Source organism: Bremerella sp. TYQ1 (assembly GCF_020150455.1).
GTDB classification, from domain to species: Bacteria; Planctomycetota; Planctomycetia; order Pirellulales; family Pirellulaceae; genus Bremerella; species Bremerella volcania_A.
Map to the genome: position 1 here is coordinate 5,711,347 of NZ_CP083740.1, position 20,797 is coordinate 5,732,143.

16 protein-coding genes are annotated in these 20,797 nt (G+C 53.8%); 8 read left to right on the forward strand and 8 right to left on the reverse strand.

Annotation, left to right across the window (positions count from 1 at the left end):
* Positions 1–18 precede the first annotated feature (18 nt).
* Positions 19–921, forward strand: coding sequence for a DUF58 domain-containing protein (locus LA756_RS23190; RefSeq protein WP_224437106.1), 903 nt, complete (start codon positions 19–21; stop codon positions 919–921).
* Positions 918–2,900, forward strand: coding sequence for a BatA and WFA domain-containing protein (locus LA756_RS23195; protein ID WP_224437107.1), 1,983 nt, complete (start codon positions 918–920; stop codon positions 2,898–2,900). The genes LA756_RS23190 and LA756_RS23195 overlap by 4 nt, the downstream gene beginning before the upstream one ends.
* 9 nt (positions 2,901–2,909) lie before the next feature.
* Here the strand turns inward: LA756_RS23195 and LA756_RS23200 are convergent, their stop codons facing one another.
* The 7 genes from LA756_RS23200 to uvrA all read right to left on the reverse strand — a co-directional run bounded on the left by LA756_RS23200 (position 2,910) and on the right by uvrA (position 13,020).
* Positions 2,910–4,100 carry a metallophosphoesterase gene (locus LA756_RS23200; RefSeq protein ID WP_224437108.1) on the reverse strand — a complete coding sequence of 397 codons (1,191 nt, stop codon included), beginning with the start codon at positions 4,098–4,100 and terminating at the stop codon, positions 2,910–2,912.
* Positions 4,101–4,244: 144 nt separating this feature from the next.
* Positions 4,245–5,963, reverse strand: coding sequence for a response regulator (locus tag LA756_RS23205; protein ID WP_224437109.1), 1,719 nt, complete (start codon positions 5,961–5,963; stop codon positions 4,245–4,247).
* 399 nt (positions 5,964–6,362) lie between these two features.
* Positions 6,363–7,412, reverse strand: coding sequence for an aspartyl protease family protein (locus tag LA756_RS23210; protein WP_224437110.1), 1,050 nt, complete (start codon positions 7,410–7,412; stop codon positions 6,363–6,365).
* A 143-nt stretch (positions 7,413–7,555) separates the two neighbouring features.
* On the reverse strand, positions 7,556–8,137 hold the full coding sequence (locus tag LA756_RS23215) for a hypothetical protein (RefSeq protein WP_224437111.1): 582 nt from the start codon (positions 8,135–8,137) through the stop codon (positions 7,556–7,558).
* 119 nt (positions 8,138–8,256) lie between these two features.
* Positions 8,257–9,303, reverse strand: coding sequence for a ThiF family adenylyltransferase (locus tag LA756_RS23220; RefSeq protein WP_224437112.1), 1,047 nt, complete (start codon positions 9,301–9,303; stop codon positions 8,257–8,259).
* The gene (locus tag LA756_RS23225; protein WP_224437113.1) at positions 9,300–10,169 is read right to left on the reverse strand and encodes a hypothetical protein; all 870 of its coding nucleotides are present in this window, start codon (positions 10,167–10,169) and stop codon (positions 9,300–9,302) included. The genes LA756_RS23220 and LA756_RS23225 overlap by 4 nt, the downstream gene beginning before the upstream one ends.
* 16 nt (positions 10,170–10,185) lie before the next feature.
* On the reverse strand, positions 10,186–13,020 hold the full coding sequence (gene uvrA, locus LA756_RS23230; RefSeq protein WP_224440424.1) for an excinuclease ABC subunit UvrA: 2,835 nt from the start codon (positions 13,018–13,020) through the stop codon (positions 10,186–10,188).
* Positions 13,021–13,197: 177 nt separating this feature from the next.
* Between uvrA and LA756_RS23235 the strand changes: the two genes are divergently transcribed.
* From LA756_RS23235 to LA756_RS23245, 3 genes are all read left to right on the forward strand, one after another.
* On the forward strand, positions 13,198–13,572 hold the full coding sequence (locus LA756_RS23235) for a cupin domain-containing protein (RefSeq protein ID WP_224437114.1): 375 nt from the start codon (positions 13,198–13,200) through the stop codon (positions 13,570–13,572).
* A gap of 95 nt (positions 13,573–13,667) precedes the next feature.
* Positions 13,668–15,689 carry an NAD-dependent DNA ligase LigA gene (gene ligA / locus LA756_RS23240; RefSeq protein ID WP_224437115.1) on the forward strand — a complete coding sequence of 674 codons (2,022 nt, stop codon included), beginning with the start codon at positions 13,668–13,670 and terminating at the stop codon, positions 15,687–15,689.
* Positions 15,690–15,821: 132 nt separating this feature from the next.
* Positions 15,822–16,748: a glycosyltransferase family 2 protein gene (locus LA756_RS23245; RefSeq protein ID WP_224437116.1), complete on the forward strand. Its 927-nt coding sequence runs from the start codon at positions 15,822–15,824 to the stop codon at positions 16,746–16,748.
* Between the two features lie 88 nt (positions 16,749–16,836).
* On the opposite strand, the gene LA756_RS23250 is transcribed toward LA756_RS23245, so the two are convergent.
* Positions 16,837–17,094, reverse strand: a complete 258-nt coding sequence (locus LA756_RS23250) for a hypothetical protein (RefSeq protein ID WP_224437117.1) — start codon at positions 17,092–17,094, stop codon at positions 16,837–16,839.
* 355 nt (positions 17,095–17,449) lie between these two features.
* Here LA756_RS23250 and LA756_RS23255 point away from each other — a divergent pair, with 355 nt between their 5' ends.
* The 3 genes from LA756_RS23255 to LA756_RS23265 all read left to right on the forward strand — a co-directional run bounded on the left by LA756_RS23255 (position 17,450) and on the right by LA756_RS23265 (position 20,797).
* Positions 17,450–18,457, forward strand: coding sequence for a hypothetical protein (locus LA756_RS23255; RefSeq protein ID WP_224437118.1), 1,008 nt, complete (start codon positions 17,450–17,452; stop codon positions 18,455–18,457).
* Positions 18,458–18,745: 288 nt separating this feature from the next.
* The gene (locus tag LA756_RS23260) at positions 18,746–19,798 is read left to right on the forward strand and encodes a DUF481 domain-containing protein (protein WP_224437119.1); all 1,053 of its coding nucleotides are present in this window, start codon (positions 18,746–18,748) and stop codon (positions 19,796–19,798) included.
* 108 nt (positions 19,799–19,906) lie between these two features.
* Complete coding sequence (locus tag LA756_RS23265) at positions 19,907–20,797, forward strand: ThuA domain-containing protein (RefSeq protein WP_224437120.1); 891 nt, start codon at positions 19,907–19,909, stop codon at positions 20,795–20,797.

The following is a 20,797-nucleotide window of genomic DNA, read 5'->3' on the forward strand; positions in this document are numbered from 1 at the left end:
GTTAGGCACCCACGTTTGATGGCGAAGACGAATATCGTTTCCGATCTCCTCTCCCCGGAACTGTTGGCCCAGCTCGAACGCATGGAGCTGGTCAGCCGCAAGGTTTTCCGTGGGCGAATGAAAGGGGAACGTCGCAGTAAACGAAAAGGGACGAGCGTCGAGTTCGCCGACTTCCGGCCGTATGTGGCGGGGGACGATCTTCGGTTCATCGACTGGAACATGTACGCGCGACTCGATCGGCTGTTTCTGAAGATGTTCCTGGAAGAAGAGGACCTGCATTTTTACACGCTGATCGATGCGAGCACATCGATGGACTTTGGTTCGCCGAGCAAGCTAACGTACGCCAAACAGTTGGCGGCCGCCTTGGGATTCGTCGGGCTATGTCGTACTGATCGCGTCCGTATCGAAACGCTTGGCACGCCGATGCGACGCCCCGGCCCGATATTGCGAGGGCGGCAAAGCGTGTGGCGTATGCTCGACTATTTGAATGGTATCGAGCCCGGCGAGAACGTCTCGCTTCTGGAAGGAGCGAAGAATTTCTGCCTGCGTAACAGCGGTAAAGGGATCTTGGTACTTGTGACCGACTTGATGGACAAGAGCGGCTTTGAGCCGGCGCTGCGATTTCTTTCCACGCAGCAGATGGACGTTTACGTGATTCAGACGCTGGCTCCTGTCGAGCTGAATCCGGCTGAGCAAATTAAGGGAGACCTCAAGCTGGTCGACTGCGAAGATGGCGACATTGCCGAGATCACCGTGAGTCGCCCTCTGCTGGATCGCTATAAGAAAACGCTCGACTCGTTCGTGGACGGGGCACGAACTTTCTGTGCCAAGCGAGGCATGGCTTACATGCTGGCCAACACCGATGTTCCTGTCAGCCATCTGGTTTCCAATTACATGCGACAACGGGGGCTACTGCGATGAGTTGGTTCATCAACACGCTTGGCCCTGTCGGTTGGACTTTGTTGGCAATTGTTCCTCCGGCAATTATCGCGTTGTACTTTCTGAAGCTACGTCGTCAGCCGCTGGAAGTGCCGAGCACATTCCTGTGGAGCCGGACGATTGAAGATTTGCATGTGAACAGCCTTTGGCAGAAGATGCGGCAGAGCTTGCTGTTATTTCTGCAGTTGCTGTTCATCTTGCTGTTGATTTTTGCCGTGCTGCGGCCAGGCATGGATGGCGAACAAAAGCTGCTCGGAGATCGGTTCGTTTTTCTGATCGACAACTCGGCGAGCATGGGGGCAAAGGATGAAGAGTCAGATCGCTCTCGTCTCGACGAAGCGAAACGTCGCGTTCGTGAAATGATTGATCAGATGGACAGTGGCGACGTCGGGATGATCGTCACGTTCTCGGATCGTGCCAGTGTCGCACAGCAGTTTACCGACAATCAACGAGTTCTGGCCGCCAAAGTCGATGCGATTCAGCCGACCGAGCGGACCACTAACATCATGGAAGCCCTTCGCGTCGCGTCCGGCCTGGCCAATCCTGGGCAGTCGGCGTTTGAGGAAGGGGACATACAAGTCGCCGATGCCAAGCCAGCGACTGCTTACATCTTGAGTGATGGGCGATTCCAAACGATTACCGACTTTTCGTTTGGAAACCTGCAACCGGTGTATATTCCGCTGGGTGACGAGTTTTCTTCCAACGTGGGTATTTTGGCGTTCAGCACGCAGCGAAATCCAGAAAAGGACGACGAACTGCAAGTCTTTTGCCGCATCGCCCGGTTCGGCCCAGAACCAACCGAAGTCACCGCAAATCTTTACTTCAATAACGAACTGCTGGATGCCACGCGAATTGTTCTCGACAACGAAGATGGTACCGGCGGGGCTCAATTTGACCTTGGCAGTCTCGACGTTGGGAAGCTTCGGCTAGAGATCGAGCATGAAGATGTCTTCCCTGCTGACAATGTCGCGTATGCCGCGATCAATCCACCGGAGCGGGCCCAGGTGCTTGTCATCAGCGAAGGAAACAACTATCTGAAGTTTGCCCTCGCGACCGATCAGATTCGGCGCATTGCCGACGTGACTTTGGTGGCCCCGGCCTACATGACGGGGGAAGATTACGTAAAGGAAGCGGCCAGCGGGCGATACGACGTAATCGTATACGACGACTGTGTCCCGGAAACGATGCCGGAATCGAATACGGTTTTCTTCGGACAGAAGCCGCCGGTAGATGGCTGGGAGTTTGAAGAGGGGCAAGTCCTTCCGCAGATCATCGACGTCGCGCAAAGTCATCCGATCATGAACTTCGTGAACCTCGGAAATGTATCGATCTATAAAGCTTCGCCTCTCAAGTCGCCGCCAGGTAGCACGGTTTTGATCGAGTCGGATCATGGGGCATTGATGTCGATCGCCCCACGGAAGAGCTTTGAAGACGCTGTGCTGGGGTTTGCCTTTTTGACGTCGGAAGAGGATAAAACGTTTTTCAACACCGAATGGACGAAGCGACTCAGCTTCCCCGTCTTTGTCAAAAACCTGGTCGAGTACCTCGGCGATGTTCGGCAAGGGCAGGGGGAGTTCAGCATCCGACCAGGCGAGAACTACGCGTTTCGATCTAGTGGTTTCGCGAAAGAGGTTCACATCAAGCCACCCTCAGGACGAACTCGAACGATCGCTCCAACCGCCGACAATTTGTTCAGCTTCGGCGAGACCGATCAGCTGGGTACTTATGAAGTACGTGAAGGGGACGCCAAGGACGTTTCGCGGTACTTCTCGGTAAATATCTTTGACGCTCAAGAGAGCGAGATTCAGCCGAAGATGGAAGTGGAAACCCAGTGGGAGACAATCGACGGGCAAGCGGCCTGGCTGCCGATGCGAAGCGAGTATTGGAAATGGCTCGTCGTGTTGGCCCTAATCGTGCTGCTGGTTGAGTGGTACATCTACAACCGCCGCGTATACGTTTAGCGATTTCCTTTAATCGCCTTGGCGAAGAACGATCTGAGTGATCTCTGGGGGGCAGTTCCAACGTAAAGGATTGGTACCGCTGACACCGCGGCTGACATGCATCAATGTTGGGCTGCTGTAGAACATTCCGCCAGCATAACGCGTTCCGTAATAACTGGGGCTGACGATCGCTCCCAGCCCTGGCACACGAATCTGCCCACCATGATTGTGGCCTGCGAGCATTAAATCGAAGTCTCGTTCGATTGCCCAAGGGAATTGATCCGGCGTGTGAGCCACGAGCAGTTTGAATGGCGTTTGCTCGAACTGCGAAAGATCGAGGGTGTTCATGTCGGCGGCTGGTTCCAGCCAGGGAAGCTCGTTGCCTGCCAGGACGACAGGGTAATCGCGAATCATCAGCGACATATGCCGACCACCAAGATCGATAAATCCTTCATCGACTAAAACCTTTCGGCATTGATCGACCGCCAACGTTCTTAGTTCGTGATTGCCAAGCACAAAATAGACGCCGCAATCGGCGGAAAGCTGGGCAAGTGTTCGTGCCCATGGGAAACACTTTTCACGATCGAAAATGTCGCCAGCGATTACGATCATCTGGCTTTGCAGGTCATTGGCCTGGTCGATCACTTTGCGGTAGTACTCTTCCGTCATGTGACCTTTTAAGTGGAGGTCGGAAAGGTGAGTGATCGTGAAGCCATCGAGCTCTTGCGGCAACCGTGGCAGGAAAACCTCTTTGCGGTCGACTTCCAGACGGAGGATCTCGTTCGCCGGAATCATGCTGGCGATCTGAATACTTGTCGACGAAAGGAGCTTCGGCGCAAGATCGGAAAAGTCGAACGAAGCGAGCAGTCGTTCGTTGTAATACTGCGAGGCAATTTGCGCGTCCCGAAGATAGAGCAGCCATAACAGCGTAGCTACGATGAACGCAATAACACTCAGCGTTCCATACGCGTACCAAACGTAATACAGCGTTGAATACTCGACAACTTCCTCCGGCGAAGCCGCGGTGGCGAGCGGCTGTTGCATCCACCACAGCACAAAAAGAGTAGGAATCAGGACCGACATCACGTAGCACGTATATTCGGCCGTATCGATCAGTGACTGCTTATAGGGCCGACTGTGGAAAAAACAGTGCAGACGCGTCCAAATTGCCAGGTGCCCGATGCCTGCGATCAGCATCAGAACCGCCATCAATACATACATGGGTTGTCGAATTCTACGAGGAAAAGGCGGAGAATCGCCTTCAGAATAGGGAGGTTGGCGCGGAAACGCTAGAGCGCATCGGCCATCCAATGTGTGAAGTCTACATTACGAGACTCTTGCAGGAGGATCGGACTTCGCCGATGGTTACGGCGACGGTGTCCCAGCGAAGGCGGTCATGACACGTTCGACGGTTTCAACCAGTTGGTCGAGACGGAACGGTTTGTAGAGAACCGCGTTAGGAAGAAGCCCAGCCTGACGTGCTTTAACAATCGAATGGCCAGGATCGTAGCCAAATCCAGTCATCAGCACCATGGGCACGGGGGTGATAATGCCACCCAGTTTCACCATCAGTTGATGGCCAGACATATCGGGCAGATGGACATCGCTGATGATGACGTCGTATCCGGTTGAATGCAGACCGGCGCGGACCATACAAAGTGCTTCGGCACCGTCGTGGGCCGTTTCGACATCGCAGCCGTAGCGATCCAGCAGAGCGTGGGCTGCACTGCGGACTGATTCGTCCGCGTCTGCCACGAGCACGCGAGCCGCTTTAAGCAGCGGGCGCTGTTCTTGTTTTGCCGATGCAGGAACGGCCTTAGCAGGCGTCATCTTTTCGCCGACGCGCTGGATCACGCGTTTGATATCGCGGCTGTTTTGAATGATGTTCTTCAGACGCTCGACCACTTCTTCGTCGTGGCCGATGTAACGCTGCATGACGTTGACGGCGTCGTTCAAAATTTCATCAATCGGCAACGCGACGGCACTGTGAATTGCTTCGACACTAGCTTGAGCCGTATTGGCTTGCTGAGCGACGAGCAGTTCCAGCGTGTTCAATGCGACGGCCAAGTCGCGACAGAAGATCTCGAGAAACTGGAGATCACTGTTGGTGAACGCTCGAGGCTCGGGGCTTTCGACGTTGAACGAACCGATGACTTGATCGTGCAGCAGCAGCGGAACGGTCAGCGAGCTTTTCGCCCCTTTGAGGGCTTCGAGGTAGAGCGGGTCTTTGCTGGTGTCTTCGCAAAGATAGCTTTTCCCGGTCGATGCGACGAACCCAGTCACGCCATTGTTCGTGCTTTGAGCGTACAGTTCTCGCTCGGCCGCTTCCTTGTCGATGCCGACAGAAAGCAGCGGCACGAGTTCGCCAGTCCGCTGATCAAGCAGGCGAATCTCGATGACGTCGAAGCTGAGCAAGTCCTTCGTGTAGTGCAGGATGTTGCTCTTCAACAGTTCGATCCGCTCGGAAACCTCCATGTTGAAGATTTCTTCCGTGGTCAGATCGGCAAGTTCCATCCCCGCACGATGAATCGCGTCGAGCTTTTGCCGCTGAATGACTTCATCGGTAACGTCGCGGACGGTAACGATGAGGTTATTCGGTGGACTGTTAGGAACGAGAACAGGCGCCGCATGCACATGGAAGTAACGATTGTCTTCCGTCCGCAGTGTTGATCCGCTGGCTTGCCCTGTCGACATGGCCGTATGGAACGGACAGTAGTCAGGGCCAAGGATCTCAGGGCTGTTGAGTGCCGCGTAGAAGTTTTGACCGACCAGATCGACACGATCAGTCCAGCGTTCAAGACAAGAGTTCACCCAGACGATGGTGTTATCGCGATCAAGCATCGCCACGCCGTCAGGCATGCCATCAAGGATGTGCTCGTTCTCCAGCAGATTGCTGATGCGGTTGGCGACTTCCTGGTGCGAAGTCGTAATGAACAAGCCGCTGTAAGGATCGTTTCGAAGTTTGGCAATAACGCGAAGTGGATTGTTCACTTCCGTCACTTCAAAATCCTGGCGAAGCTCTTCAACGACTTGGCCGTCATTGTTGCTATCGCACAGACACAGGATTTTGGGCTTATCCGCCAACCCCAATACTCCTCACAAATATGATTTCGCGGTTTTCGGACCTGCGTGAATTATACGTTCAAGTTTCGTTTGTACAATTCTCGGCCCGTCTAGTACGGATTCGGCGTTCTAATGGTTAGAAATTAGCCAACACGTAAAGTTTGCCGAAATTCGCCCGTCCGCGACGTTATTCATAATGCTTATTCCGAAACTAGGAAAACCCAATCTTGAAATAAATCAGGCTGCCTCATCGAAATTTCATGCATGCATTGGGAGAAACTCTCCCAGGCTTCTCATTGTTACCATTATCTATCGTAATGGAAGCATCATCCCCCAAAAACTGGCAAAATCCAGGGTGAAAGTGGTTCATCACGAACATACTTTCCGACCTGCCCAGTTAGGTGGGAGGGGGCGTCGGTATCAACGCGACGCCGTGGACGCATGATTGGACGCATCCAGCGAAAGAGAAATTCCCGATTCCGCAAACTGCGGATTCCAGGCTTGAAGAAGCTTGAGGCCGATAAAGCCCCCTAGATGCTCGTCGGAAGGTTCGAGAACGACGACTTGCACGTTTTGCAGTGCGATCGAGCCTAAACGAAGTTGCGGTAACTCGCCAATTCTTGCTTTGGTTTTGTGCCCGCCTGGAAGGGTTACTTCTTCCAGGCTTCCCAGTTTACGCAGTCCGACGGAATAGGCCATGTTCGACGTCAAAACGAGTCGGCTATCTTTGCCGCAGAGCGTCACGACGGCGGGAAACTGGTCACCTAGCACGACACCGACACGTTTTTGCGTTCCCTGGAGAAACATTGGGATGCTATCCAGGCAGAGCGAATTGGACGCTTTGCGGATCGTTTGATCGACTTGTTCGTTTCGGTGGAGAGGGCCGATCGCTACATCATCTTGATTAGTGACCCAATCGGTTACCTTCGGAGGAAGCTGTTCATATCGCTTTTGGATTTTTCCATGGCGACGCTCGACACTCGCGGAAAGGATCGCTGCTTGCTGATGCATTAATGTCAACGATTCCAGCATGGCTCGCATATGTGGCTGTGCACCAAGTCGATCTGGGGCAACACCATCTCGAAGTTCACGTGTCGCTTGTTTGAGGAGATCGATCTGCTTTTGGACCTTCTTTTCTTCCTCAGTTCCAACTGCCGTACGACGCATAGCTTTGGCGATTTGATCGATCAGTTTTGAAGCGGCTTGCTGCTTTTGCCATCGCTGGGCATTGTCGGCAACAGCCAACTCGATTTGGCGGCGCAGGGGGACCGTTCGACGAGCGATTTCTTCCAACGCATCGAGATCTCGCTTGAGGGCAATTTCCTCGGGCAGAATCCACTTCGAGCCATACTTCTCGAATCCGATCTCTTGCAAAGGATTCGAAGTATCGGCGGCCATACCCAATGCTGGAATCAAAATGACTCCACACAGGGTCAGCAGAACCAGACGACGCGCGATCGATCGCTCCATGAGAACCACGAGCAAGGGATGAGGTGGAAAAGGAATCGGGGGAGATATTCCTTGGAACTCCCCCGCAAGCCCTCCAGTTTGCAAACTATCGCGAAATCTTGCAAACGAATCGTGGAAAAAGAATAGGCAGTGGCGGCCTGAATTTAGGTGAAGACCGACTCGATTTCTGCCAGCCGGGCATCTTCCGCTTTGGTCGTACGGTTGCCGAATCTTCCCAAAACATCACCCACAGCGGTCGCAACGGCTTTGGAACGGGTCAAGATGCTTAATTTCAAGTCGGCTGCTTGCTGTGGTGTCATCTGGCTGAGAACGGCCTGAATATATTTTTTCCAAGCCTCGAAACCACCCTCGGCAGGACCGTCGGTCAGCCAATCATTGAGAACCTCGAAGCCGGGATCGCCAGGCTTCATGTTCCATTCGCTGGCCATTTTCATGATCAGTTCGCGTTCTTCGACGTTCAGGACACCGTCGGCATAGGCAACGCTGACCATCGGGTACATCGTCAACGCGGCGATGCTCTTGGCCGTAATTCCCATGTCCAGCAGCTGCTGAATGAGGACTTTGTCATCGATGCCGATTGCCTTGGACAGCTCGTCCATTTTTTCTTCTTCGGCAATTTGCTCGCGAAGCTTCTCCCAGAGCTCTTCGTTCTGCTTCACGAACATGGCGTCGAGCATGTGTTGGAAGTCGGAATCATTGAACTGGTGATGAGGTTGTTCCGTCACGGGAAAAATCCTTAAGCGCACGAGGGAGATTTACAATCGGTGTAGCCGCGAATGGACTACCCACATTGTACTGATTTCAGGAGGCTGAAACCAGAATAGACTGTTGCTGGAAGCCTGCCCTAGGTGCCGATATAGCGGGCGTGCAGCGATCGAGCTTCGGCAGGATCGCTTGTACCGTGGACGATGCAGCGTCCGTCACCGAAGAGCGTGAAAGCATGTTCGCCGATGTTTGCTCGAAGAAGGTAAGGGTTTGCCTCGACGGTTCCCAAAGCTTTGAGCTTTTCCGCAAACGAAGTCAGGTCGATACCATCGTTTTCGGGGAAACTTAGTTGCACGGCATCGCGTCCGCACAGCACTGCCGATTGACTTCCCTTGGTGCCTGAGAGCCACTCGAAGTTTCGTTGTCCGCAGGCAGGGCAGTCGGTGTTGCCAGCCAGACCATCCAATTTAACCGGACGGATGCGATTGTCCCAAAGATCGAACACTGTCAATGTGCGGCTCGCTTGTTCGGCGTGCCCGCTAAGGATCTTCAACGCTTCCATGCTCTCGAGCGAAGCAATCACGCCGATAATTGGCGCCAAAATGCCTGCTGTATCACAAGTTGGTGTCGTGCCAGGTGGTGGGGATTCGGGAACGACACACCGCAGACAAGGACCATCGCCTGGAAGGATAGTCATCGTTTGCCCTTCTGCTCCGATACAACCGCCGTAAACCCACGGAATTCCGAGTTTCAGCGAGGCATCATTCAGAAGAAAGCGAATCTCGAAGTTATCGGTTCCATCGACGATGACATCGGCACCTTCGCATAACCGCTCGATGTTGCGATGATCGACGTCGGCAATCTCCGCTTCAATGTGGATGTCTGCGTTGGCGGCTTGCAGATGGTTTTTCGCCGCGATCGCCTTTGGCAATCGCTTATGGACATCGGCCTCGGTATAGATCACCTGCCGCTGGAGGTTGTTCCATTCGACGTAATCTCGATCGACGATTCGCAGCGTACCGACGCCACTGCGTGCCAAAGTGTTGGCGATCACCGAACCAAGGGCCCCAAGCCCCACGACCAATGCCGTCGACTCGGATAGCTTCTGCTGCCCTTCCCTGCCGAAGCGAGCATAGCTCATCTGGCGAGCATACCGGGCAAACGGGTCGTTGGATGGATCGGTCATGACGATGCTTTCGGAAGAAGCCAGAGGCCTGCGTATTCCGCCCCGTTGTCGAGATCGGCTTGAAACTGATCGCACTGTGCGCGAAGCTCGGCGGGGGAATGATTCTGTACGTCACATTCTCGCGTAGCGACGATCGGAAGTCGACGGTTCGGCTGCCAACCTTTTCGTATAAGGGATTCAGAAACCGCGACGAAGTGAACGTGATCAGGAATTTCTATTGGTTCTGATATTTTGGTTCCCACCAATAGGCCTGAAGTCGGCAGGGGAAACCTGACAAAGGAAACCGTTTCTGCCGGAGAAAGCAACAGCATCGCAATCGAGGCGTGGGAACTGCCGCGGCTATATTCGTCGAGCGAATAGCCTTCTGTTCCATCGACGATAAGAGGTAGCCCTTGTTTCAACGAATGATCGCGGAAGGCAATAAACTCAGGCGTAAGAATCGGCACCAAATCAGATTCGCGCCATTGATCCATCTCATCGTGCGTTTTTTTGAGCGATGAAAACGCGGCTCGGGCAACCCAACGTTGCTGCTCGCGATAGAAACTTTCTTTTCGGATGGACAGTTCTCGCAGGCCAATCCGTTTTTCGACTCCTGGGATTCCACGAAGCTCGTAGTAGGCTGGCATGCGAGGCGTCCACATCACAGGCTCTGGAATATAGGCTTGCCAAACTGGTCCACTCGCTGGTGGAGCTGCTTGCTGAAATGTATACCTGGCCGTGAGCGTTTTGCCTCGACTACTGAACGGGCCTTCAAGGTAGGCGTCAGCGGGCAATTCGAAGTCTTCCTGCACGGTATGGCAGTACACCGTCGCGCCGAGATTCGATGTGTCGCCCTGAGAAAGAAGCAGTTTATCGGGGTGGATCATCAAGAGGTGGGCGCCCTCACGCTTTCAGGTTTTTCAGTGCTTCCGCAAGATGCTTTCCTGTCACCGAATCGGGGTTGGCCGCCACTTCTTCTGGCGTACCCATGGCAACAACATTGCCCCCTTCATCTGCCGCCCCAGGGCCTAAGTCGATGATGTAGTCGGCCGCCATCATGACATGGATATTGTGCTCGACGACGATCAACGAGTGACCGATCTGCAAAAGGTTTTCGAAGCAGTCGAGGAGCTGAACGATATCGGAGAAGTGCAAACCGGTCGTCGGTTCGTCCATCAAGAATAGAGTGCGAGCCTTTTTGGTCGTCGCCAGGTTTCCGGCTAGTTTCAAACGTTGGGCTTCCCCGCTGGAAAGCGTATTAGCAGGCTGGCCAAGGCGAAGATAATCGAGGCCGACTTCATTCAATAGGTTCAGCTTCGCTTGTACTTTGGGTTGGCCGCGGAAGAAGACGAACGCCTCGCGAACCGTCATGCTCAGAACGTCAGCGATGCTTTTGCCGCGGTAGGTGATTTCCAGAACTTCCTTTTTGTAGCGTTGCCCTTTGCACTCAGGGCATTTCACGTAGACATCGGCCATGAACTGCATGTCGATGGCGATATGACCATCGCCGTTGCAGCTTTCGCAGCGTCCCCCTTGGACGTTGAAGCTAAAATGGCTGGCCGTCAGGTTTCGCGTTCTGGCTTGCATCGTACTTGCGAAAACGTTCCGAATTTCGTCGAACGCTTTGATGTACGTCACCGGATTGGATCGTGGGGAGCGACCGATTGGCCCTTGGTCGACAAGCACGACATCGTCGATCTGACCGTCACCGAAGACATCGTCATACGGCAGGCTTTGAATGTTTTCTTTCTTCTTGCGGCGACACAACGCAGGGTAAAGCGTTTGATCGACGAGCGAGCTTTTGCCTGCTCCCGAAACCCCCGTGACGACTGTCAATACACCGAGGGGAAACTCAAGTTCCAGGTTTTTCAGATTGTTGCCCCGAGCACCCTTGAGTCGGACTCGCCCATGGGTCGCTGTGCGACGATCACGCTTTCGGACAACGCTGCGATGACCAGAAAGGAACTCGCCGGTCAGGCTGTCTTCGTCGTTTTCGATATCGGCAGGCGAACCTTGGAACATGATCTCGCCGCCTCGCTCCCCTGCCCCGGGACCGAACTCGATGATTTGATCGGCAGCGCGAATGAGGGTCTCTTCATGCTCGACGACGACGACCGTGTTGCCGCGATTGCGGAGATCGACAATCGCTTCATTCAGTCGGGTAATGTCGCTAGGGTGGAGACCTGCCGTCGGTTCGTCGAGAACGTACAGCATGTTTACCAGGCTAGAACCGAGTGTGCTGGTCAACGTCACCCGCTGAGCTTCGCCACCGCTGAGCGTTCGCAGCGAGCGATCAAGTGCGAGATAGCCCAGGCCGACGATGCAAAGGTATTCCAGACGCGCCATGACCTGCGGCATCACCTGACGGCAGAGGGCACTTTCGTATTCTGAGAGCTGGAGCGTGCGGAAATGATTCAACGCGTCGACGATCTTCATCGAGGAGATCTCGGCGATATTCTTTCCGCCGACGCGGACTGCCAACGCTTCGGGACGTAGACGCGTTCCTTGGCACGACTCGCACATGCGGAAACTCCGCCAACGACTGAGGAAGACTCGCATGTGCATCTTGTACTTGCGACGTTCCAGCCAGGCGAAAAACCCTTTGAGTCCACCGAATTCGCGTTCCGGAACACCTTCGATAATCAGATTGATCTGATCTTCGGTCAGGTCGCGATATGGCGTGTTGATCGGAATATCGTAATCGGGGGCGAGGGCGATCAACTCTTCCAGCTCGTGTTTGTAGGCTGGCGTATTCCAGGGAGCAATCGCACCTTCGGCGAGCGACTTACGACGGTCAGGGACAATCAGGTCCATGTCCATATCAATGATGTTGCCGAAGCCTTCGCAGTCAGGGCACGCCCCCAGCGGACTGTTGAAGTTAAACAATCGAGGATCAGGCTCGATGAACTCCAAGTCACATGCTTCGCATCGAAGCTGCGTGCTAAAACGCAAACTTTGCCAGGTTCGCCCATCGATTTCGACGGTGCTACCCTGCCCTTTCAGGTCGCCTTGTTCCTGCGGTTCAAGCAAAAGCTCGCAGACGCCATCGCCATGGGCGAAGCCGGTTTCCAGCGATTCTCTGAGGCGTTCGATCTTCAGCGATTCAAGTGTCAGACGGTCGACCACGACCGAGAGTGATTCCCCTGATTCGAGGCGTTTCGTAAGAGGTTCGTCTTGATCTGGCGTAAGTGAGACCGTTTCCCCTGCGGCAATCGCTCGGACGAAACCATCCTCGCGTAACTGCTCGACGACTCCTTCACATTCTTCGCTTTCGCATTGAACGGGAAACGCGACCATCATGCGGCCGCTCCCCCCTGCCCCGCAAATCTGATCGGCGACACGGCCTGGCGTGTCCTTGGTAATCGGCTGGTGGCAACTGGGGCAGATGATGTTGCCGATCTTGCTGAATAGCAACCGAAGATAGTCGGTCGTTTCAGTCGCGGTGCCTACCGTAGAGCGGCTCGAGCGGGTGTCGTTGACTTTTGTGACCGCTAATGCCGGAGGGATGTTGTCGATGCGGTCGGCGTCCGGCTTTTCTAAGCGATCGAGAAACTGCCGCGTGTAGGCCGAAAAGCTCTCGATATACCGCCGTTGCCCTTCTGCGTAGAGCGTGTCGAGGGCCATGCTGGTCTTGCCGCTCCCGCTCACGCCACAAAAGACGATCAGTTGGCGATGTGGAATATCGAGGTCCACCTTTTTCAGGTTATGAACTTCGACGCCTCGAGCTTCGATCTGCATGGTCGACAAGGTTCGCCTTTCTCTGGAAAGCTTCCTTCCTGGCAAGGGAATTTTTCATGGTAACTCGAATGGCGGCGTGAGAATACCGGGGGGAGAACTGTCCGCTTGTTCAGTCCCCTCCGGTTCGATAAGTTTTGAGTGTTCGGAAATCGAGTATTTCAGGGAGCGGGAACCAAAATGAAGATTCAAAACATCGATCACGGCGATTCGACCAAGGTGGAAATGGATGGCGTCACCGGCTGTGAGGTGAAACAGCTGATCAGCGAACGTGACGGAGCCCCACTCTTTGCGATGCGGCAGTTTGAGGTGGCCCCGGGAGGGCATACCCCCCATCACCATCATCCTTACGAGCACGAGGTTTACGTGATCGCCGGGGAAGGCGTTATCCTGGAAGGCGACTCCCCGCGACCGATCAAAACGGGAGATGCTATTTTGGTCGAACCGGACGAAGTGCATCAATTTCGTAATACGGGAACGACACCGCTGAAATTCCTGTGCCTGGTCCCGAATGCTGCCAACAATGCCCAGTTCCCGCCAGAATGCCAGGATTAGGCGAGTCCAAGGCGATATCTTCTTGCCTGTTTCCTGGGGCTCTTACCCTACCCGCCTCTCTTTCGGGGCATGGGGACGATGAAGGAAAACTTTTCATGTCGGTTGAAACGGATATTCAAAAGCTACGGGAAGAGATCCGCGAACATGATCGAAAGTATTATGTCGAGGCAAACCCAGAGCTAACCGACCTCGAATACGACAAGCTGCTTGATCGCCTTAAGGATCTCGAACAGAAGAACCCGGAGTTGATCACCCCGGACAGTCCCACACAACGAATCGGCGATGCGCCGGTTCCTCATCTGGAGCAGTATGAGCATCGCATTCCGATGCTTTCGATTGACAACACCTACAGCCTGGAAGAGCTGAAGAAGTACGGCGAGCGAATCGCCAAGCTGCTTCCCGAGGAAAAGATTGCCTGGGTCGTCGAGCTAAAGATCGACGGCGTCGCCGTTTCGATGCTGTACGAGGATGGCGTGCTGACGAGAGCCTTGACGCGTGGAAATGGCACGGTCGGGGACGACATCACTCATAATGTCCGTACGATCGCCGATGTCCCGCTACGACTTTCAGGTAGCGATGTGCCTCCAATGCTGGAAGTGCGTGGCGAAATCTACATGACCAATGCCGACTTGGTGAAGTTGAACGAGCGGCAAGCCGAGGCAGGTCAGCCAGCCTATAAGAACACGCGAAATGTGACCGCGGGAACAATTCGACTCCTCGATCCTCGCATCGCAGCGGAACGAAACCTACGAGTCTTTTGCCATGGCGTTGGTTATGTCGAAGGGCTCAAAGCGACGAGTCACACCGAGTTTTTGCAAGAGCTCAACTCGTACGGATTGCCAGCCACTCCGTTCGTGAAGTCGTTCATCGATTTCGACTCGGCGATGGAACACTGCCAGGAACTTGTGGAATCGCTGCATGAGTTGGAATTCGAGGTAGATGGCCTTGTTTTAAAAGTCGACCGATTCGAGCAACGAGAAAAGCTCGGTTCCACTTCGAAGAGCCCTCGCTGGCTGATTGCTTACAAGTTCGAGAAATACGAGGCCATCACCAAGGTCAACAACATCGAGGTACAAGTTGGCAAAACGGGAGCGATCACCCCGGTGGCCATTCTCGAACCGGTTGAGCTAGCGGAAACGACCGTTTCACGGGCCAGCCTTCACAACGCTGAGGAAATCGAACGCAAGGACGTCCGAATCGGCGACGTGGTCGTAGTGGAGAAAGCAGGCAAGATCATTCCGCATATCGTGCGGACCGAAAAACACGAACGCGAAGAGGATCTGCCGCCCTTCCCTTTCCCGACGCATTGTCCTTCCTGTGGAACGGCGGTGGTCAAAGACGAAGGTGGTGTCTACATCCGTTGCCCCAACTGGCAAGGATGCCCTGCACAAATCAAAGAGCGGATTCGCTACTACGCGACTCGCAATGCGATGGATATCGAAGGCTTGGGGGATAAGCTGGTCGATATGCTGGTCGATCAAAAGTTGGTTAAGACTTACGGAGACCTTTATCGCTTAACGTCTGATCAAATTGCGGAACTTCCTCGTATGGGAAAAAAGTCTGGCGACAAGCTGGTAGCCGCCGCAGAGGAAAGCAAGTCTCGTGGACTGGGACGCCTGCTCAATGCGTTGTCGATCCGGCATGTCGGAGCTCGTGGTGCGGAACGCCTGGCTCAGCATTTCGGAACGATCGAAAAACTGATGGAAGCCTCGCAAGAGGAAATCGCGGAGATCGAAGATATCGGAGAAGTGATCGCAGCTTCGGTACGGGAGTTCTTTCAAGGCGAATTCGGCAAAGAGACGGTCGAAGATTTGCGAGGCGCCGGTGTCTCGATGGAAACTGGTCAGCAGACGGAAGCAACGGGGCCAGCGGTTTTCGAGGGAATGACATTCGTCGTTACTGGGGCTTTGGAAAAATATACGCGCGACGAGATTGAAGAGTTAATTCGCTCGCGTGGTGGTAAGGCCTCTAGTAGCGTTTCTAAGAAGACGAGTTACGTCGTCGCTGGCGAGAAAGCTGGCAGCAAACTTGCCAAAGCGGAATCGTTAGGTGTGACGGTGCTTACTGAGCAGCAGTTTGCGGACCTTTTAAATGAAAAGGATGCGACCGCGACTTAACCGCTTCAGGCAGATTGGGTTAGTACGATTTCGACCAATTTGGTATCGTCCAATCCACTTTCAAGAAACCAATAGGGACCGTCGCACTGAGATGCCCCTAACGATAATGCTAGCGTCGCAAGGATGCGTTCGATGCGAGTTTGTGGATTTACCATATTGCGGGACGGGGTCCGATTCGGTTACCCGTTTGTGGAAAGTATCAAGTCGGTCCTGCCCTTGGTGGATCGATTCGTCGTTCAAGTGGGCGATTGCTCCGACAACTCTCTAGAGGTCTTGAAGGCAATCGGCGATCCCAAGATCGATATCGAGATCACCCCTTGGGATCCCGAGATGCGTAAGGCCGGCGAAGTTCTCGCCTATCAAACGAACTTGGCCCTTGACCGCTGTGACAGCGATTGGTGTTTCTATATCCAAGCGGACGAGGTAATTCACGAAGCGGATTACCCTGTCATCCGACAAGCCATGGAAGACCATTGGCACAAACCATGGGTCGATGGATTGAAGTTCAAGTATTTGCACTTCCGCGGCGACTACGGCATTCGCGATCCGCTCGGCTATCGTCGCCAGGTACGAATCGTACGGAACGATCCGCAGATTCGGAGCGTGGGTGACGCATGTGGATTCGGGAAGAATGGCCAGCGTTTGCATTCGGCAATGATCAAAGCCCGCGTCTTTCATTACGGTTACGTGCGACCACCGAAAGCGATGGCAGAGAAAACGGCCCAGTTCGAGCAGTTCTACGCTTACGATAAGAAGGGGACTCAGGTCATCAAGATCAAAGATCGCCCTTTGGAAGAAGTGGGTGAGTACATCTACGAAATGCAATCGTGCGTACCCTACAAGGGAACCCATCCGGCAGTGATGAAGGAACGCATTGCCGCCAAAGATTGGGAAACGCCCGAGTTTAAGCACGTTCCGCTGTGGCGAAACAAATTCTGGTGGCGCGGTCGACTCCGTAAAGCGGTACCGCAACTGTTCAATCCGAAAGCTGCCCCTGTGGAAGAAAAAGCGAGCGGTTCAAGCGAGCCTCAGACGACCTCCCAGGCCAAAGCAGCTTAGTGCACAAGACCCAAAGGAAAGGCCATCCACTCTGTCGAAAGTGGATGGCCTTTTTTGTTTCTTGATGCTGTGCGTCGCTTGGGTCGACTTACTTCGACGATGGCTCGATGTCTTTCAGCGAGCGGCCCAAACGCTTGCGGGTACCGCCGCGCGAGTTGCTGCTGGAACTCGACGAGTTGCTGATCTTCTGCGTCTTGGCGTTTTGCAGGAAGCCCAGCATGTTTTTGTCGCTGCCTTCGGCTTCGGTCGGCATGCCGATTTCTTCCACAGCGTCCGAAACGCCTAGCAAGACGGCCGACTTGACTCCGTTACGCATCCACTCGAAGAAATTAAAGTTGTTGCTCATAAATCCAAATACCTTTCTGAACCGCCCGAGACTTTTGAGGGCGCGGAAGGTACCAGGATGACTAGAGCAGGTCTAGTTCAAAACTGCCGGCTTCCGTATCGACGGAATTTTTCAGCATCACGCGTGCTATCAGTCCAGAGCATGTCTTCATTGGCTTTGACTGAAAACGGATCTGTTCGCCCGGAAAACTCAGTATCGAACCGTTCGCTATAACCGGAACCACCCTATATGAAATTAAGCTGGGCAAGATGAAAAGACCTGCATGCTTGCATAAGGGGTGACGATAACCAGTGCTATCGTACGGAAGCGATTAGCAAATCTTGGATGAATGCAGGCCGCAGGAGGCAGGTGGACGATGAGCGACGGATATCGCAATCACGATGGGGATGAGCACGGTTACGAACCCTACAGCTGGGGATCGTTTGCATTTGGGATCATTCTAGGTGTGGTCCTGGTCTACGTCTTTGCCGTTCGTCCATCGGAAGAACAGCTACACGATCTCAATATTCGTGTCTCTCGCATGGATCGTACTGTCGAAAAGCTGAGCAAAGCGGCTTCGACGGTTGGCGACACGAATGACTTGCTGGCCACGCTTGAAGAGCAAAAGCGTCTGACGCAGCGTGTCAGTGCTGTGAACGACCAACTACTTGCTCAGTTCCAACGTCTGACTTCGATGGAGCTTGCCATGCACGAAGCGGACGTCACTCTTGATCGCATTTCTAGCCTGCACAACCGCGTTGCCGATCAGTACCCGTCGGCCGTTCAAGCAGAACATGCTTTCAATCAGTCGGCTAACTTGCACACGCAACTGATCCTCGCTCAAGGGGACGTGCGTAAGGCGAAGCTGACGTTGGCTGATCTCGTGAATTTGCAAGATCGCCTGGTTCTGCAAGCAGAGCAAGCAAAGCAGGCCGACTTGGTTTTGGAAAATGTTTTTGCAATGCAGCAAGAGCTCGTTGAAGGCCAATCTCGCACGGAAAAAGCCCGTCGCGTTGCGGATCATATGATTCAGATCGAAGCCGATTTGATCTGCCAGAGTGGAGATTCGCAATTTGCGGTTCAATCTTTGGAGCAACTTCTGACGATGCAGAAACAATTGAATCGCGCTGCCCACGAAATGGAGGACGCGCACTCCACTGTGGGGGAGTTCCTCGCTCGACTTGGATCCCCGACGCCAGCTTTGTCTCCGTCCTCGCACGCAAGTCCGTGGAAAGTGATCGAGAGCCTGGCCAATCAGGTGAGCCAGCAGCGAGTATTGCCAATGAATGCTGTGGAATTGCACCGACTTGCGGAACACTTGACGCAGGGTGCTCATCCAGCTGTTGCCAACCTTGTCGCACCGAATGCTGCGAAGGTCCGCTAAAGCGACTTATTCGACGCTTGCGACGGTAGCACAAGACAGCACGCCCAAGACAATTGCAGTTTGATACGGCGGCACGGAGGTCATAAGTCCTTGTACGCCAGCATGAAAGAGCGTCCCTTATTGCTTGCAGTAAGGGACGCTCTTATTTTATGCGCATTCACCAAATTGATAGCGGGATATCAAATTGATTAATGAAGCAAACGATTGACCTTGGCAACAGGTCAGAATTTCCTTATACGACTCTTCTCCGTGATTGTTCCACGTGTGTTCGAGAAGGAAATTCCCCGAATGGGATCGTTTTCCCCTACCTCCATTTTCGGAATCGTATTGCTAGTCGTCTTGTCGCTGGCGTCCTATGGATCTGCAGAAGAAAAGCAGTCGTTCGATGGAGTTGGGCATAGTTACTTCGAGCAAACTTCTGGCCCTGCGAGTGATGCTGAATTCGTTCATTACATGACACCTGAAGGGGACGTGCAGTCGACGCTTACGACCGTGCTCGAGCTCCCTCCGCTTCCCGACTTGCCGGAACCTCCGCCAGAGCCGCCGGCCAAGGAAGAGCCTGCCCCAGCTGAAGAAGTGGAGAAGCCCAAGGAAGCAGAAAAAGAAGAGCCGGAAGAAGAGGCAGACGAGTACGGTTACTTCGAATACATTCCCTATGGGCAATACGGTCATATCGACTACTGGTTTGGACCCGCCGTTTGGTCGAACAGCGCCGAGCTAGGCTTAAACGGCCAGACAGGTAATACGGAATCGAATAGTCTCCGCGTTGGAGCGAAGATCAAGAGATCGGGAGAACATACGATTTTCTCGTCGCAACTTCGTCACTTGCGGACGGCCGACAAGGATGGTCTGACCCAGAACAACGCCTACTTCAACCATAAGTTGGAATGGCCACTGAAGCTTCACGAGAACTGGTCGCTGTTTGAGACGACAAACCTTGAGTATGACGAGTTCAAAGCATTCGACATGCGACTCGTCTTCAACGGTGGTGTGAGCTACAAGCCGTATAAGACCGATCAAACCGAATGGACGCTTTCTGCTGGTTCTGGTTTTTCGCAAGAGTTCGGTAGCCCTCAAAAAGGGATCGTTCCGGAAGCGACGCTCGGAACCGAGTTCAAACACCAGGTAACCGAAGCTCAGAAGCTCGAGTTTAACTACGAATTCTTCCCCGCTTTCGAGGCAAACGAAGGGTATCGTTTCGTGGCAGACGCAAGCTATGTCATCGCATTGCGAGACGGTCTTTCGTTGAAACTCAGCGCCGTCGACCGCTACGATAGTACTCCGAATGATCGCAAACGAAACGATCTGGATTATGCCTGTTTGCTACTCTGGGAATTCTAAGCCGCCAAAGCATCGGTAATTGGCGCAATCACGTCGGGGATGGTTTATACTTAAGCCGCACAAAATTCTGAACTAACCCCCGAAGACCCACCTTGGGAGCATTCGCCGATGCGCACCCTTCTGTTTTCACTAAGTTGTTTCCTGCTGTTGTCTGCCAACTTGTTTGCCGCCGATGGCAAGCTGAAAGCCTTAATCGTCGATGGTCAAAACAACCATGGTGTATGGCCCAAGACAACGCAGATGATGAAGGCCTATCTCGAAGGAAGCGGCAAATTCGAGGTAGATGTTGAAACCACCAAACCAAGATCGACCGAAGGCTTTTCGCCAGATTTCAAAGCGTACGATGTCGTGATCAGCAACTACAACGGGCAGCGTTGGTCAGCCGATACCGATAAGGCATTCGTTGACTATGTGAAATATGGCGGCGGCTTTGTCGTGATTCACGCTGCCGACAATGCTTTTGGTGATTGGGATGAATACAACCGGATCATTGGTCTCGGAGGCTGGGGCGGGCGTAACGCGAAGAGTGGCCCTTACGTTTATTTCAATCAAGAAGAAGAGATGGTTCGCGACACGTCCGCAGGCAACGGCGGACACCACGGTCGGCAGCATCCGTTTCAAATTGTTGTCCGCGACGGGGAACATCCCATAACGAAGGGAATGCCGAAAGCGTGGATGCATTCGCAAGATGAACTGTACGACCAGCTACGGGGTCCGGCCGAAAACATGCATGTTCTGGCAACCGCTTATTCCGACCCAGCGACAGGAGGAACCGGTCGTCATGAACCAATGATCATGACGATCGACTACGGTGAAGGACGCGTCTTCCACACGCCCATGGGCCATGGAGATTACTCCATGGAATGTGTCGGATTTATTACCACACTACTTCGCGGCACCGAATGGGCTGCTACCGGAGAAGTCACCGAGGAAATCCCGAGCGATTTTCCCGACGCCTCCACAGAATCGAAACGCCCCTTCCCAGCCGATAAGAAGTAA